This window comes from Niameybacter massiliensis (assembly GCF_001282685.1).
GTDB classification, from domain to species: Bacteria; Bacillota; Clostridia; order Lachnospirales; family Cellulosilyticaceae; genus Holtiella; species Holtiella tumoricola.
This window is the reverse complement of the sequence record NZ_LN875035.1, coordinates 2,918,726-2,933,899: the sequence shown is the minus strand read 5'-3', so window position 1 is coordinate 2,933,899 and position 15,174 is coordinate 2,918,726. Positions and strand designations below refer to the sequence as shown.

Sequence of the window (15,174 nt, the reverse complement as noted above, 5' to 3'; positions counted from 1 at the left end):
ATAGGGCTGCAACCTTTCTTTTATTTCGTAGGTAAATAAGGCAATTCTATTTTAAAAGTACATCCACCACCAGGCGTAGGAGAATGGGTAAGAGAACCATTGTGAAGATGAATGATTTCTTTAGCAATACTGAGTCCTAAACCATAGTGATTTTTATCTTTTCTTGCAGCATCTACTCTATAGAAGCGGTCAAAGATATGGGGTGCATGTTCTTTGGAGATGCCAGGTCCATCATCCATAATTTTAATGATATAGGACCCTGGCGTTTTGTTTAGCTCGATAGTAATATGACCACCTGTTGGTACATAGTGCAGGGCATTGTCAATTAGGATAGTAATGATTTGTTCAATACGCTCTTGGTCACATGGAATAGGTGGAAGCATCTCATCAGGAAGATGAAGAGTAAGATGCTGTTGTTTTTGCGCCGCAAGAGGTAAGAATGTATCTAAGAGGTCTATCAGAAGTGTATCTAAATCAACAGGTTCCTTATGAATAGACCAAGTGTGTGCATCTGCTGTTGCAAGAAGAAGTAAGTCATTAATAAGACGTGTGAGCCTTGTACATTCTCTTTCAATTTGAGAAGTAAAGAGTTGTGCTTCTTGGTGGTTTTGACTTTGAATGAGAGCATTACTACTTCTTATTACTGCAAGAGGCGTTTTAAGCTCATGTGAAGCAGCGGCAATAAACTGAACTTGCTTACGTTGATTTTCTTCAATAGGGATAATAGCTCGTCCAGCAAACCAATAACTAAATAAACTAAGAAGCAAAATACCAGTAAAGCTAATCAAAATAAACAGGATACGGGTTTCAATAATCGTCGCTTTTTCAGTTGAAAGGTCTTGAAGGAGTGTAAGCGTATAGCTGCCTACAGAAGAAGGGATACGTGCAATACCTACACGGTAGGAGTCATTCGTATCACCTTGAATTCTAAAAAATATCTTATCAATAGATAAGGTTGAAGTCGCAGGTACATCTTTATCAAAACCATGAATTTCTAGTGCATCTTTATGAGCTTGTTGAAGAAGGTCATGACGAGGTGTAGAGGGAGACCAGGCACCTTTGAAGAAAAAGGGATGACCATTATCTTCTATATAAATAATAAGTTTGTTGTCTGCCTCTAATTGAGCAAGCCAAGAAGCTTTAATATTTCTTTGTGTTTGAAGCTGATAAGAAATAGTCTGAAGCTGATTCTCAAAGGCTATTTGATTTCTACTATTTAGTTGAGATTCTGAAATTTGTAGAGAGATAAGACAGATGATAAATAAGATTAAACCTGTGATTGTGCTACAGATTAGAGCAAGTTGAAAACGTAGTCCTTTAAGCATGGGTATGTTCCAAGCTATATCCAACCCCTCGAAGGGTTTTAATTTCTATATGGCACCCTACTGTACGTAGTCTACGTCTTAGAAAATGCATATAGTTATCTAAATTTCCTTCTTCTACTTCAGTATCAGGTCCCCAAACTCTAGAGAGCAAGAAAGCACGGGGAAGTGCCGTCCTAGGTTGTTTAAAAAAGGCTTCAAAGAGTTCAGCTTCTTTTTTAGAAAGAGAGCAAACAGCTTTTGGTCCTGTTAGTGTAAGAGCGGTGGCATCTAAAGTAGCATCTCCAAATATAAGCTGTTCAGTGGTACTCCAATCCACAGGGCGTCTGCTAAGGGCACGAATACGTGCAAGGAGTTCTTCGATGGCAAAAGGTTTTGCTAGGTAGTCATCTGCACCAGCATCTAAACCAACGACTTTATCTCCTATACTATTGAGGGCAGTGAGCATAATCACAGGTGTATTAATATGTAGCATTCTCATTGCTTTAAGAATATGAATACCATCTAAAGATGGGAGCATACGGTCTAAAATAACAAGGTCATGTACTTGTTGTTTGATATAGAATAAACCTTCTTCTCCATCATAACAGCAGTCTACAGTATAGCCTTGATTTTGAAGTTGTAAGCCCATGGTATTACATAAAGTTTGATCATCTTCAATTAGTAAAATACGCATAATGTTCCTCCATTATAGTGAGTTGCTTCTTTTTATAATTCAATTTTAACCCATTTATCTCTAAATATCCTTTAATGGATAAAATTAGTACAAAGAAATTTTAAGTTTTAGAGGTTATTTAGAGGTAAGTCTATTAAGATAAGGTTAATGAAATCGAAGAGGAGAACAAAAATGAAAAAACATATTTATAGATTAATGGCAAGTTTACTTATAGTAACAACAATGATGTCAGTAACTGCATGTAGCAATCAAGAAATAAAAAGTGAAGTAAATACAACCAATCAAGATTCTAAGGATACACCTATGGGTCGTTATATAGAAGAAAATATAGAACTTCCAAAGGATCTAAAAAGCTTAGTACATTATCAAGTTTTAGAAGATGAACGTATTCAAGTATATGGATATACTGCCAATAATAAAGGGGTTACTTATACATCAAAAGATGGTAAAGAATGGGTGAAAGAAGAAGCTAAGTGGTTTGAAAAATTAGTAGAAGAGAATAATATGGGGATACAAATTGCTCATGATGGTAAAAGCACTATCTATGTATCCTATTTTGATGATGATTACAAGATACATATAGCAAAAGTAGTAAATAATGAAGCATTAGAAGAAGTACCCTATGATACAAATGATTTAGCGTATTCTGTAACAGGGATAAAAGCTTTACCTGATGGTAACATTGCCGTAGGGTTACAGTATAACGGCGTTGTAGTCTTAGATAGTACAACAGGAGCAGTGATTAAAGAATACTTAAGTACAGGAATGGACCGTGAATTTGGCTTTAATCAAGATGAAGTCATGTTATTAGATACCTTAAGAGGTGGGCTAGTTACTTTTGACTTAGAAACAGCCAAGGAGAAAACATTTATTCCATGTGAAGGTTCATTATGGGGAAGCAAATTAGAAGTGAGTTCAGATGGAAATGCTTATCTCATCAATGAAGAAGGGGTGAGCAGACTTGCAAAAGGCGGAAGTGTATGGGAACAAATTATTGAAGGACAACTTAGTTCTTTTGGAATGCCTTCACTATATATAGAAAATGGAATGGTTAAAGGTGATGAAGAGTTTTTAGTCCTCTTCTATGATAGAGATATGGGATATCAACTGAGCCATTATCGTTTTGATCCAAATACACCAACTAAGCCAACTACAGAAGTAAACCTCTATATGCTAGAAGATAATGTAACCATGCGACAAGCAATAGCAACGTATCAACGTCAAAATCCTGGTGTATTTATTAATATTCAAGTAGGGGTTGAAGAAGGGGGAAGTATGACAAAAGCAGATGCTATACGTACCCTTAACACACAATTATTAGCAGGAAAAGGACCGGACTTATTACTTTTAGATGGTCTACCAGTACAATCTTATATTGAAAAAGGTGTATTGTTAGATATGAGTAATTGGGCAAAAGAGAAAATTGAACAAGGAGAATGGTTACCAAATATTGTTGGTGCTTTTCAAGAGGAGAATTCTATCTATACATTACCTCTTAGATTTTCACTTCCAACAATGTGGGGAAATAAAGCTATTATAGAAAATATTAAAGGTATAGAGGACCTTGCTTCATGGGCGAAGTCTAACCCAGACAAAGAAGTATTTTATAAGATGTCACCTGAAAAACTTATGAATCTTCTATATGGCCCAACAGCTCATACTTGGATTGATGAAAAAGGACAAATTAAAGAGGCAGAATTCATAACTTTCTTAGAAGCTATAAAAGAATTAACTCAGGTAGATAACATGGGAGAACAAGATGAGATAGCTTGGAACTTCCTTTCAACAGAGTATATGGCTAGTAAGGATACAGAACTTCATTTAGAAAATATTTCTGGTTTTGATGGCCTAAATTATCAATATTCTGCGATCACTCAACAAGGAGATGGAGATTTTGACTTAATATTTGCAGGTGAAGAAAGTACATTTGAGCCTAGAGGTATTATTGGAATTAATGCAAATAGTAAATATCAAGATATTGCAAGAGAGATTGTTCAATTAGCAATGTCAAAAGAAGTACAAAGTGTAAATCTAGGAGATGGATTACCTGTTCATAAACAAACTTTTGAAGAGCAAGCTGTATTAAACCCAGAACAAAACTTTATATCGTATCCAGTAAGCTTTGAAAAACCAATTGCAATGATAGAGGTAACACAAGAAGTTTATTCAAAAGTGAAGGAACTTGCAGAAAAAGCTACTATACCAGTAGTAAAAGATGAAGTGTTATTAAATTTAATTATACAAGAAACGAAAGGATACTTTAATGGTGAGAAAACAGCCGAAGAAGCTGCAAGTGCAGTTGCAAAACGTACAAGAGCCTATTTGGCAGAATAAAAAAAAGAATGAGTGGAAGGTTGCATTTTGCTTCTTATTACCTAGCTTATTAGGGGTTATGATTTTTATTATGCTTCCTTTCATGGATGTTATTAGAAGGTCTTTTTTTGGAGCAATGAGTGGTAAATTCGTTGGGCTTAAAAACTATAGCACTATATTTCAAAATGAAGCTTTTAAGCTAGCGTCAGGGAATACTTTGAAGTTTATAGCCATTTGTATTCCAGTACTCGTCATTACTTCTCTAGGCTTAGCACTTCTTATTAACAAGCTAAATAAAAGTGCTAAAGTCTTTAAAATGACTTTTCTTTTACCAATGGCAATCCCAGTGGCTTCAGTTGTACTACTATGGCAAGTTCTATTTCATCAAAATGGATTATTAAGTAAAGGCATTCTAGCACTTGGAGGACAAAGTGTAGACTGGATGAAAAGTGACTGGGCTTTTTGGATTTTAATATTAAGTTATTTGTGGCGTAATATAGGGTATGATATGGTGCTATGGTTAGCAGGGCTTAGCACTATATCACCTGCTATATATGAAGCAGCTAGGGTAGATGGGGCAAATGGATGGCAGCAATTTACTAAGATTACAATTCCTCAGCTTTTACCAACCTTATTTACAATTGTTGTGCTTTCATTACTTAATTCCTTTAAAGTATTTAGAGAAGCCTATTTGATCGCAGGGGACTACCCTCATGACAGTATGTATATGTTACAGCATCTGTTTAATAACTGGTTTGTATCCCTTGATATTGATAAGTTATCAGCAGCAGCAACAATTGTATCTCTTGTAATCTTTATATTAATTTTAATCTTGCAAAAAACATGGGCGGAGGATGAGGAAGGATGAAAAAGTATATACCGATTGCATTTGTAAGTATACTGGCCCTCATTGTATGGTTACCTTTGTGGATGCTTTTTAGTGGGTCTTTTATGCCACTAGATGAAATAAGGGCAGGATTTGGACCAGTACTTGCTGGAAAATCTGGCCTTGCTAACTGGCCTCTTATCCCTAAGTATCCAACGCTTATGCCTTATGTTGAGCTATTGTTAGATTCACCAGAGTTTTTTGCTATGTTTTGGAACTCAGTTAAAATTGTAGTACCTATTCTTATTGGGCAAGTATGTTTTGGTATGCCGGCGGCATGGGCGTTTGCAAGGTTTAGATTTCCTTTTAAGAAAACGATTTTTACAATGTACATAGCCTTAATGCTAATGCCATTTCAGGTAACGATGGTACCTAACTATTTAGTATTAGATAAGTTACAACTTTTAGATACAAGGCTTGCGATTATTTTGCCTGCTATCTTTTCCACTTTTCCAGTATTCATTATGTATCGATTTTTTAAATCTATCCCAGAAGCTATGATAGAAGCTATTCAAATAGATGGGGCAGGACATTTTAAAACGTTCTTATACATAGGGTTACCCCTTGGAGCACCAGGAATTGTATCAGCACTTGTGTTAGGCTTTTTAGAGTACTGGAATATGATAGAACAGCCTTTAACATTTTTACAAAATAAATCATTATGGCCACTATCTTTATATCTGCCTAATATAGCAATAGATAAGTTAGGTGTATCTATTGTTGCTTCAGTTATTATGCTTATACCAGCTCTTCTTGTCTTCTTATGGGGACAAAATGATTTAGAAGCAGGCATTCGAGTTGCAGGTTTAAAAGAGTAGAGTGGCAAGAAAGGTAAGCGTGATGAAAATAGAATTAAAGCAGCAACTTCAAAGACAATTACCCTCGCCAAAAGAGGATAGAGATAAAGTAAAACAAGTGGCAATCAAAGGTCTAGCAGGATTTCTGATTATTATGGTCACTTTGACAGGACTGTCAAGAACAGCGAATGCACTAACAACACCACAAGTTACAATTGCACTCCCAAAGGGAGGGCGTATTGAACACAAAATACAAGGAAATGGTGTATTAAAAGCAAAAGATGAAGAGAGTATGGAAGCAAGCAGTGGGCTTAAAGTAAAAGACATCTTTGTAGAAGTAGATGACCGTATTAAAAAAGGTGAGCCTATCTTAGAACTAGATGCAAAAGAGTTACAAGAAAAGTTAGAGATGTCTCAGGATGATTTAGCAAAACTAAAATTAAGATTACAACAATTAGGGTTAAATGAAGATTATAGTACAGTACTTTCACCTCTTGAAGAGGCGAATAACAAAGTTACAAAGCTTGAGGAAGAAAAGTTAAATGCTACTGAGAAGGGGAAAGTTAAAATCAGTAGAGGTGAACAGAAAATTAAACAAGCAGAAGAAGATTTGCTTAGTGCAAAGAAAGATTTAGAAGCTTTTAAAGGAAGTAATTTGGAAGAGCAGCTTAAGAAGGCGCGTGAAGAAGAAGATGAAGCTAAGCGCCATTTAGAAAATCAAAAGTATGAAAGAGATAAAGCACTTAAAAGATCAGAACAGGTTTTAAATGAAGCCAAAGAAAACTTCTGGATGACAGCAGGCCAAGGTGTGGATATTACCAGTGCTCAGCAAGCTGTAGACCGTGCCCAAATGGAATATAACATTACAAAGTCAGATTGGGATAGAAATGTAAAAGAAGCAGAAGAAAAATTTAAAAAAGCTAAAGACAAAGTGATTCAACTGGAAAATGGCGAAGTTGACCAAGAACTTTTAAAACAAGAAGAAGAAAAAGTAAAAGCAGCGGAGCGTGTAGTAGAAGAACAGAAACGTTTACAAGAAGACCTTATTATAGAACAAGAAGAGCTTATTAAAGATCTAGATAGACAAATAGAGTCGGCTAAAAAAGAAGTAGAATTGGCAGTACAAAAAGAAAATAATATGGATTTAGAAGAGCAACAATCTGAGCAAAAACAAGCAATAGAAAAGCAACTTATGCAAGTGGATATTGCAGCTAAAGAAAAGGAAATTAGCCGTATTCAAAAGATTATAGCAGAAGGCGGTAAGCTTGTAGCACCAGCAGATGGAATGATTAAAGAAATTAAAGTTGAAAAAGGTCAAGTAACTACTGGTGGTGAATTAGTTACATTTATAGGTGATGATAGTAAGTATGTACTAGAGGTAGAACTTAGTCAGGAAAAAAGTGAAGGCATACAAGTAGGGGATCAGGTTATTGTAACCCTTGAAGGCGAAAAAAGACCGTTAGAAAATACAATAGTAGAAAATATTTCATATGTCCAAGGTGAAGGTGGAAGTAAGAAAAAAATAAGTATTTCTGTACCAGAAGGCATTCCAGGTATGAATGCATCATTTGAAGTAACAAATCAATCGGAACAATATAATTCGATCGTGCCAGTAGAAGCATTAAAAGAAGATAATGGAAGCTATTATGTACTTGTGGCAAAGAAAAAGGTAACAACTTTGGGAGAAGAAATGGTTGCAGAAAGAGTTAATGTGATGAAAAAAGAGAGTAATGAAAGTTCTGTAGCTGTAGAAGGGGCATTTAGTCCACAAGATAATATTATTATCAAGTCGAATAAACCAATTAAGTCAGGCGATAGAGTACGCCTGATGGAGCAATGATAAAGTGTACTAAGCATGTGCTCATTTATATAAGTATTCTAGCAGTTACCTTATTTGCGTGGGGTATATGCTTAGTCAATGCACAGAAAATACAAGCCTTAGATCATGTGGTGCAGTTACACTATGAGAAAGAAGGATTAACAGGAGATCAACTAGAAAGTGTATTAAAAGACCAGCTAGAAAGTAAAGATAGAATTATTAGTGGTCTAGTAGCTTGGAATCAGGAAACGCAACAAACCATGAAGAATCAAGATCTTGGGAGGAGTATTGAAGGAAATCAACTTAAGGTTTATGGTAATACGAGATTATTATTTGAAACCAAAGAATTAATAGGAAATGGACTCTATGAAAATGATTTAGAAGGAGCCATTATTACAGAGCAAGTAGCTTATGAATTATGGGGAAATACAGATGTAGTAGGGAAGCAGATTACACTTCAAGATAAAGACTATACTATAAGAGGTATATTAAAAGACAAATCAAAAAGTATTATTGTCCAATCTGATACAACTAATGAAGAAGCTAAATTTAATGTAGCTCGAATTGAGTTTATAGATAATGACAATGTTGAGGAAACACTTAATACTTTGCAGTTCAAATATAATTTACCAAAGGGAATATACAACAATTTATCCTTAAAAAGTATTTTGTTAAGTTATCTAGCGCTTATACCTGGCTGTCTATTAGGTGTGTATGGAATGCTTAAGCTGTATTTCTATATTTATAGAACCCATAGATATTGGATATCTGCAATTGTTCTTTCTATAATAGCTATAGGTATAACTTGGGTTACGGGTGAGGTATTACAGCTTTCGATACAATTACCTTCTTACATTATACCCAATAGGTGGTCAGACTTTGCATTTTGGTCCAGCTTGTTAGAGAAGTTTAGAGCCAATGAGCAGATGCTAAAAATGCTACCAACTTCTATAGCAGATGGGTGGTATCAAGAGGTGTATGTTGTACTCATGAGTAGCTTTATTGTGAGTTTACTAGGGTGTATAATGATTATTAAAAAGGCAGTATTTGAAGAAACAAGTGAGTATTTTGGATGTATACTGATGTCAATAATCATAAGCTTTATAAGCATTATAAGTATTTATATAATAGAGGGTAGTGTGTTGATTATACCAGCCTTTTGGTGTAGTATTCCTCTACTTTTAGGTATACATGCTTTAATAAATAAATGGAGAACTATTTTAGAAGAATAAAAGGGTATTGCATAATCTTATGCAACACCCTTTTTGATGTACTATTATTTGTTTAATAATCCTTTTGTTACACAAGTAGAAGTCCATTGGTTATCACCAGCAGATTTCTTCGCTTTATCATGAAAATATTTCACGCTTTCATCACTTGTATTACTAACCCATGCATTGCAGGTTGGAGTTTTTGGTTTTTTTCCCATTTTGAAATACCTCCCTAGGATTATAGTAAAAATAATTTGCACGTTATTAGTATGAGCAAGAATAATAATTGCATACGGAATAAATAAAATAAATCTTTATTTTATTTTTGCCTACATAATGTATAATATATTTCAGTGAATAATGATATCAGAGGGAGAAAAAAATATTTATGTTTAAAATAGCAGTATGTGATGATGACCGATTAATATGTGCCGATATAGAGCAGCTTATTTTAAATTTTCAAGAAACTATTACTATGAAGATAGAGGTAGAGATTTTTTATAATGGAGAATCTTTATGTAAGTATCTAGAAAAAGAGAATAGTTTTGATTTAATATTCCTAGATATTGAAATGAAAAAACTTAATGGCATTCAAGTTGGAAGAATTATAAGAGAGATTATGGATGATTATGAGACAAAGATTGTTTATATCTCAGCAAAAAATCATTATGACAGAGAATTATTTGATGTACAGCCAATGCATTTTTTACCCAAACCACTAGTAGCTGACAAGGTAATTGAAGATGTGAAGTTAGCTATAAGATTAGCAGATAAAAGAAGAGGATCTTTTACATATAAAAAAGGGTTTGAAAAATATAGTATACCTATCAAAGATATTCTATATTTTGAAAGCCTAAATCGAGAAATACGTATGGTACATATAAAAGGTGAAGAAACCTTTTATGATTCTATAGAAAATGTTTTAAAGAGAGTAGGACAGTACCAATTTCTTCAAATACATAGATCTTATGTAGTTAATTACGTACATATAAGTCGATTTAAATATGATGCAGTCATTATGACAAATAATGATTTATTGCCTATAGGACAGTCTAGAAGGAAAGAAATAAGACAAATCCAATTAAGTTTAGAAAAGGATAATTAGATTATGACATTATATGAGGGAGTATATTTATGTACTAATATTTTAGGAACTTATACATTGTATAAGTTTATGATGATCTTTTTTTATAATAAAGATTGCAATAAAAGGATAGAGCAGTTATCTTATATTTTATATTTTTTATGTAGTTCATTTATGTATTTGGTTGTTAAGATACCCATTATCATGTTAATGACGAATATAATTGCCTATTTTTGTTTGACCTTAAACTACAAAGCACCTTTAAAAAAACGAACGATAGCAGTTGCCTTTATTTATTTAATTTCAATGTGTATAGAAATTATCGTTATTACTATGCTTTCGGGTATAAAGTTTGATATTATGGCTCAAAATGATTATTCCTTATCTTATACACTAGTAGTGTTAGCACTTGCAAACTACAGTATAATTACGTGCTTAAGCAAATTTAAAAGGATTAAAGATGGTGAAAAGGTACAAATATCATACTGGGTTTGTTTATTGCTTATGCCAGTGGCGTCACTATATATTATTCTAGTACTTTTCAAAACATATGTTATTTCAAATGTTGTTATGTGTATTATAATTGCATTATTATTATTGATGAACTTTGGAACATTTTATTTATATGATGTTATTTCAAAAATGTATAGTGAAGAAGCTGAGAAAAAGTGGATTGCTCAACAAAATATGTATTATGAAAAACAATTTAATATGATGAAATCTTCAGTAAAAACAACAAGAACAATAAAGCATGATTTAAAAAATCATTTATATATGTTACTTGCCTTAGTTGAACGAGATGAGAAAGACAATGCAATCAAACATATTAGTGAGATAATGGATGTTTGTGAGTTACAACAAGAATATGCTCAGTCAGGTAATATTGCAATAGATAGTATTTTAAATTTTAAATTACAACAAGCAGTAGAAGAGAATATAAAAGTAATTGCTGAACTATATATTCCTTTTGAACTAGAGTTATCTTCCTTTGACATGTCTGTTATTTTAGGAAACCTATTGGATAATGCTATCAATGCAGTAAATAAAATAGAGGAACATAAATATATTCATGTCAAGATAAAGTATACAAAAGGAGTACTGATTATAAAAGTTGAAAATACTTTTAATGGTGTGATAGAAAAAGACGGAGAGTCTATACTGACAACCCATCAAGATAAAGAAAATCATGGTATAGGATTAGAAAGCATTAAACGTACATTGGAAAAGTATGATGGTTCCTTAGAAATAGAGTATGCAGAAAATGTTTTTTCTGCTCTAGCATTAATGTATATTGATTGAAAATAAGAGATTAAAAATAATATTATAATTTATTACATAAATAGACAAATATTGTGAAAAAGTAGTATAATTACTAGTGTAAATATAGCTGAAGGAGGAGAGCCAGATGAAAAATATGTTATTAAAATTAAGTGGAATTGTAGCAAGCCTTGCACTAGTAATCACTGCATTTAATTCAAATAGTGCTTGTGTTTTTCTTGTACACCAACCAGAACTTCCAGATGAAGCTAAAAAGTTGAGTAAATTTTAATGTTATCAGCAATAAGTCAACAAATGGCGGATTATCTAATAGAAAATAAAGTTATTGTACCTGAGGATAAACCCATTTATATCTATGGGATTGAACAAGTAATATTAATAGGTATTAATATATGTACAACACTGGTTCTGGGTATGTTCTTTAATAAACTATTAGCAAGTCTTATTTTTATGATGGCATATATTCCATTAAGGTCATATGCAGGGGGATATCACGCAAAGACAAGGATAAGGTGCTATTTGTTTTCGGTTGGAATGCTTATAGTATGTTTTATGGGAATAGATCTACTAGGCAAGAGTCAAGGAATAGGGAATTTACTATTGTGCATAGCATTAGGCATAATAGTAACATTAGTACCAGTACAAGATACTAATAAGCCATTAAGCTTGAATGAAAAACGAGTATTTAAAAAAATAGCATTAATTATTTTATCTTTGTTACTAGTAATGATGATAATGTTTAGTATTCTAGGCAATCAAGAAATAGTTATAACTTTAAAAGTAGTTATTATTAGTGTAGGGGTTATGGTAACCCTAGGACAAATCAAGAACTACATAGGAGTAAGACAAACTGATTAAAGATATAAAAAGGTTAAAGCTATGAAAAACATTAAGAAGAGGTAGTCCATATGGGCTACCTCTTCTTAATGTTTTATTTACCGTAGTAAGCTTTTTTGTAAAGGTCTTCTAATTCAGGAACTTTTGGAAGTCTTGGATTAGCTGTTGTACATTGGTCTTCGAATGCTTTATATGAAAGGTCTTTGATTGCTTCAAGATATACTTTTTCATCAATACCCATTTCTTTTAATGTAAATGGAACATTAAGTTCTTTCATTAAGTTACGAACAGCTTGAACAAGAGATTTAACACCTTCTTCAGGAGTAGAAGCAGGAAGTCCTAACATTCTAGCGATATCAGCATATCTTTCAGGAGCAGTGAATTTACCATATTTAGGGAATGCCATAAACTTAGTTGGATTTGTTTCACCGTTGTATGCGATAACATGTGGAAGAAGGATAGCGTTTGCACGACCATGAGCAATGTGGAATTCACCACCAAGTTTATGAGCAAGTGAGTGGTTAATACCTAAGAAGGCATTAGTAAAGGCCATACCTGCAATACATGATGCATTGTGCATTTTTTCTCTTGCTTCAGGGTCTTTAGCACCATTTTTGTATGAGCGTGGTAAATATTCAAATACAAGTTGAATAGCTTTCATTGCAAGAGCGTCTGTGAAATCAGAAGCAAGTACAGATACATATGCTTCAATAGCATGTGTTAATACATCAAGACCTGTATCTGCAGTAGGACTAGCAGGTACACTCATTACAAATTCAGGATCGATAATAGCTACATCTGGTGTTAATTCGTAGTCAGCAAGAGGGTATTTCATATTCTTAGATTTATCTGAAATAACAGCGAATGATGTTACTTCTGAACCAGTACCAGATGTTGTTGGAATAGCTACAAATTTAGCATTTTTACCCATGTGTGGGAATTTGTAAACACGTTTTCTAATATCTAAGAATTTTTGTGCCATACCAACGAAGTCAGCTTCTGGGTGTTCGTAGAATAGCCACATAGCTTTACCAGCATCCATTGCAGAACCACCACCAAGAGCGATGATAACGTCTGGTTGGAATGAACGCATAACTTCAGCACCTTTTCTTACTGTTTCAAGGTCTGGATCTGGCTCAACTTCGCTGAAGATTTCAATAGAAAGCTTATTAGGATTTTTATTTAATTGGTATGTTACACGATCAACATAACCAAGTTTAACCATCATTGGGTCAGCTACGATTAATGCACGAGAGATATTTGGCATTTTTGCTAAGTATTGAACTGAGCCAGCTTCAAAATAGATTTTTTCTGGAATTTTAAACCATTGCATATTCACGCGTCTCTTTGCCACCCTTTTCTTATTAATTAAGTTCATTGCTGTAACGTTTGAAGAAGTAGAGTTACGTCCGTAAGAACCACAACCAAGAGTTAATGAAGGCATCATTGAGTTATAAACATCACCAATACCACCAAAAGCAGAAGGAGAGTTTACAATGATACGACAAGCTTTAAGTCTTTCACCGTATTCTTCAATAAGCGCTTCATCAGTAGAGTGGATAACAGCTGTATGACCAAGTCCACCAAGTTCAACCATTGTTTCAGCTTTTTTGATACCATCTTCAGCATCTTTAGCTTTTACAACAGCAAGTACTGGAGAAAGTTTTTCTCTTGAAAGAGGATATTCTTCGCCAACGCCATCAATTTCACAGCAAAGTACTTTTGTTTCTTTTGGAATAGTAATACCTGCAAGAGCAGCAATTTCATATGGATATTTACCTACGATATCTGGATTAACCATTTGTTTTTGTGGGTTGATAACAATTGGTTCAAGTTTTTTAATTTCTTCTTTAGTTGCAAAGTAGCAACCAAATTTTTTCATGAAAGCAACTGCTTTATCATAAACAGGTGCTTCAATGATAGCAGCTTGTTCAGAAGCACAAATCATACCGTTATCAAATGCTTTTGAAAGCATAAGGTCTGTAAGAGATTGTTCTAAGTTAGCTGTTTTTTCAATGAAAGCAGGTACGTTACCAGGGCCTACACCAAGTGCTGGTTTACCAGCTGAGTATGCAGAACGAACCATTGCAGAACCACCAGTAGCAAGAATCATCGCAACTTTTGGATGGTTCATAAGAGCTGTAGTAGCATCAATTGATGGATATTCAATCCATTGAACACAGTTTTCAGGAGCGCCAGCAGCAACAGCAGCATCTCTTACGATTTTAGCAGCTTCACGTGAGCAGTTTTGTGCAGATGGATGGAAACCAAAGATGATAGGATTACGTGTTTTTGCACAGATAATTGCTTTAAACATAGCAGTTGAAGTTGGGTTAGTAGTAGGTGTAACACCGCAAACAATACCAACTGGTTCAGCGATTTCCATATAACCTTCATCTTCATTATCTTCGATTAAGCCAACAGTTTTGTCATGTTTAATACTGTGATAAATATATTCTGTAGCAAAGATATTTTTTGTAACTTTATCTTCAAAAACGCCACGTCCTGTTTCTTCAACAGCCATTCTAGCAAGCTTCATTTGAGCTGAAAGACCAGCAAGGGCCATAGCTTGAGTGATTTTATCAATTTGTTCTTGATCGAGTTTCATGTACTCTTCAAGTGCTTTATCTGCTTTTTCAACTAATTCATTAACCATAGCTTGAGCATCCACAACAGGAGCTTCAACAGGTGCTTTTTTTTCTGTAGCCATAATAACAGCCTCCCTTATAAACAATAATTAGATATCGTATTTGTTATATATACTATTAATTTACATATAAATATATAAAATTAATATTTATTTTGAATACATTGTAATAATACTACTGGAGTTTAAAATTGTCAATTATTTAACAAGTGGTAAGTGTCAAAGAAAAATGCATTAATTGCATAAAAAAATAAACATATGTTATAAAAAAATAGCTTATATGACAAAAAAATCTTGAGAAATA

Annotated in this window: 13 protein-coding genes; 9 read left to right on the top strand and 4 right to left on the bottom strand. The window is 33.6% G+C overall.

Annotated elements, in window-relative coordinates:
• Positions 1–20: 20 nt before the first annotated feature.
• Together BN2390_RS19335 and BN2390_RS19330 are read right to left on the bottom strand one after the other, a co-directional pair.
• The gene (locus BN2390_RS19335) at positions 21–1,325 is read right to left on the bottom strand and encodes a sensor histidine kinase (protein WP_053985932.1); all 1,305 of its coding nucleotides are present in this window, start codon (positions 1,323–1,325) and stop codon (positions 21–23) included.
• A complete protein-coding gene (locus BN2390_RS19330; protein ID WP_053985931.1) occupies positions 1,318–1,998 on the bottom strand; it encodes a response regulator transcription factor in 681 nt (226 codons plus the stop codon). Before BN2390_RS19330 ends, BN2390_RS19335 begins: the two co-directional genes overlap by 8 nt.
• Positions 1,999–2,169: 171 nt before the next feature.
• Between BN2390_RS19330 and BN2390_RS19325 the strand changes: the two genes are divergently transcribed.
• From BN2390_RS19325 to BN2390_RS19305, 5 genes are read left to right on the top strand one after another with little or no spacing between them, the layout of a single operon-like run.
• Positions 2,170–4,332: an ABC transporter substrate-binding protein gene (locus tag BN2390_RS19325; protein WP_053985930.1), complete on the top strand. Its 2,163-nt coding sequence runs from the start codon at positions 2,170–2,172 to the stop codon at positions 4,330–4,332.
• Positions 4,319–5,179, top strand: coding sequence for a carbohydrate ABC transporter permease (locus BN2390_RS19320; protein WP_053986376.1), 861 nt, complete (start codon positions 4,319–4,321; stop codon positions 5,177–5,179). The genes BN2390_RS19325 and BN2390_RS19320 overlap by 14 nt, the downstream gene beginning before the upstream one ends.
• Positions 5,176–6,015 (top strand): carbohydrate ABC transporter permease, encoded by an 840-nt coding sequence (locus BN2390_RS19315; RefSeq protein WP_053985929.1) that lies wholly within the window; start codon positions 5,176–5,178, stop codon positions 6,013–6,015. Before BN2390_RS19320 ends, BN2390_RS19315 begins: the two co-directional genes overlap by 4 nt.
• A 22-nt stretch (positions 6,016–6,037) precedes the next feature.
• Positions 6,038–7,834 (top strand): HlyD family efflux transporter periplasmic adaptor subunit, encoded by a 1,797-nt coding sequence (locus BN2390_RS19310; RefSeq protein WP_154668859.1) that lies wholly within the window; start codon positions 6,038–6,040, stop codon positions 7,832–7,834.
• Positions 7,831–9,045, top strand: a complete 1,215-nt coding sequence (locus BN2390_RS19305; protein WP_053985927.1) for an ABC transporter permease — start codon at positions 7,831–7,833, stop codon at positions 9,043–9,045. Before BN2390_RS19310 ends, BN2390_RS19305 begins: the two co-directional genes overlap by 4 nt.
• A 44-nt stretch (positions 9,046–9,089) precedes the next feature.
• On the opposite strand, the gene BN2390_RS21975 is transcribed toward BN2390_RS19305, so the two are convergent.
• Positions 9,090–9,242, bottom strand: a complete 153-nt coding sequence (locus BN2390_RS21975) for a hypothetical protein (protein ID WP_198524950.1) — start codon at positions 9,240–9,242, stop codon at positions 9,090–9,092.
• Between the two features lie 170 nt (positions 9,243–9,412).
• On the opposite strand from BN2390_RS21975, the gene BN2390_RS19300 reads away from it, so the two are divergent.
• The 4 genes from BN2390_RS19300 to BN2390_RS19290 all read left to right on the top strand — a co-directional run bounded on the left by BN2390_RS19300 (position 9,413) and on the right by BN2390_RS19290 (position 12,244).
• The gene (locus tag BN2390_RS19300; protein ID WP_053985926.1) at positions 9,413–10,129 is read left to right on the top strand and encodes a LytR/AlgR family response regulator transcription factor; all 717 of its coding nucleotides are present in this window, start codon (positions 9,413–9,415) and stop codon (positions 10,127–10,129) included.
• A gap of 285 nt (positions 10,130–10,414) precedes the next feature.
• Entirely contained in the window at positions 10,415–11,407 is a 993-nt protein-coding gene (locus BN2390_RS19295; RefSeq protein WP_242847700.1) for a sensor histidine kinase, read from the top strand.
• Positions 11,408–11,522: 115 nt separating this feature from the next.
• Complete coding sequence (locus tag BN2390_RS21500) at positions 11,523–11,657, top strand: cyclic lactone autoinducer peptide (RefSeq protein WP_242847699.1); 135 nt, start codon at positions 11,523–11,525, stop codon at positions 11,655–11,657.
• Entirely contained in the window at positions 11,657–12,244 is a 588-nt protein-coding gene (locus BN2390_RS19290; protein ID WP_053985924.1) for an accessory gene regulator ArgB-like protein, read from the top strand. The genes BN2390_RS21500 and BN2390_RS19290 overlap by 1 nt, the downstream gene beginning before the upstream one ends.
• Positions 12,245–12,317: 73 nt before the next feature.
• On the opposite strand, the gene adhE is transcribed toward BN2390_RS19290, so the two are convergent.
• The gene (adhE, locus tag BN2390_RS19285; RefSeq protein WP_053985923.1) at positions 12,318–14,933 is read right to left on the bottom strand and encodes a bifunctional acetaldehyde-CoA/alcohol dehydrogenase; all 2,616 of its coding nucleotides are present in this window, start codon (positions 14,931–14,933) and stop codon (positions 12,318–12,320) included.
• Positions 14,934–15,174: the final 241 nt, after the last annotated feature.

Bases quoted from the DNA above. Each gene is read 5' to 3' on its own strand.
- BN2390_RS19325 (WP_053985930.1), top strand. From the start codon at position 2,170: ATGAAAAAACATATTTATAGATTAATGGCAAGTTTACTTATAGTAACA.
- BN2390_RS19305 (WP_053985927.1), top strand. From the start codon at position 7,831: ATGATAAAGTGTACTAAGCATGTGCTCATTTATATAAGTATTCTAGCA.
- BN2390_RS19295 (WP_242847700.1), top strand. From the start codon at position 10,415: ATGTGTATAGAAATTATCGTTATTACTATGCTTTCGGGTATAAAGTTT.
- adhE (WP_053985923.1), bottom strand. From the start codon at position 14,933: ATGGCTACAGAAAAAAAAGCACCTGTTGAAGCTCCTGTTGTGGATGCT.
- BN2390_RS19290 (WP_053985924.1), top strand. From the start codon at position 11,657: ATGTTATCAGCAATAAGTCAACAAATGGCGGATTATCTAATAGAAAAT.
- BN2390_RS19300 (WP_053985926.1), top strand. From the start codon at position 9,413: ATGTTTAAAATAGCAGTATGTGATGATGACCGATTAATATGTGCCGAT.
- BN2390_RS21500 (WP_242847699.1), top strand. From the start codon at position 11,523: ATGTTATTAAAATTAAGTGGAATTGTAGCAAGCCTTGCACTAGTAATC.
- BN2390_RS19310 (WP_154668859.1), top strand. From the start codon at position 6,038: ATGAAAATAGAATTAAAGCAGCAACTTCAAAGACAATTACCCTCGCCA.
- BN2390_RS19330 (WP_053985931.1), bottom strand. From the start codon at position 1,998: ATGCGTATTTTACTAATTGAAGATGATCAAACTTTATGTAATACCATG.
- BN2390_RS19335 (WP_053985932.1), bottom strand. From the start codon at position 1,325: ATGCTTAAAGGACTACGTTTTCAACTTGCTCTAATCTGTAGCACAATC.
- BN2390_RS19315 (WP_053985929.1), top strand. From the start codon at position 5,176: ATGAAAAAGTATATACCGATTGCATTTGTAAGTATACTGGCCCTCATT.
- BN2390_RS21975 (WP_198524950.1), bottom strand. From the start codon at position 9,242: ATGGGAAAAAAACCAAAAACTCCAACCTGCAATGCATGGGTTAGTAAT.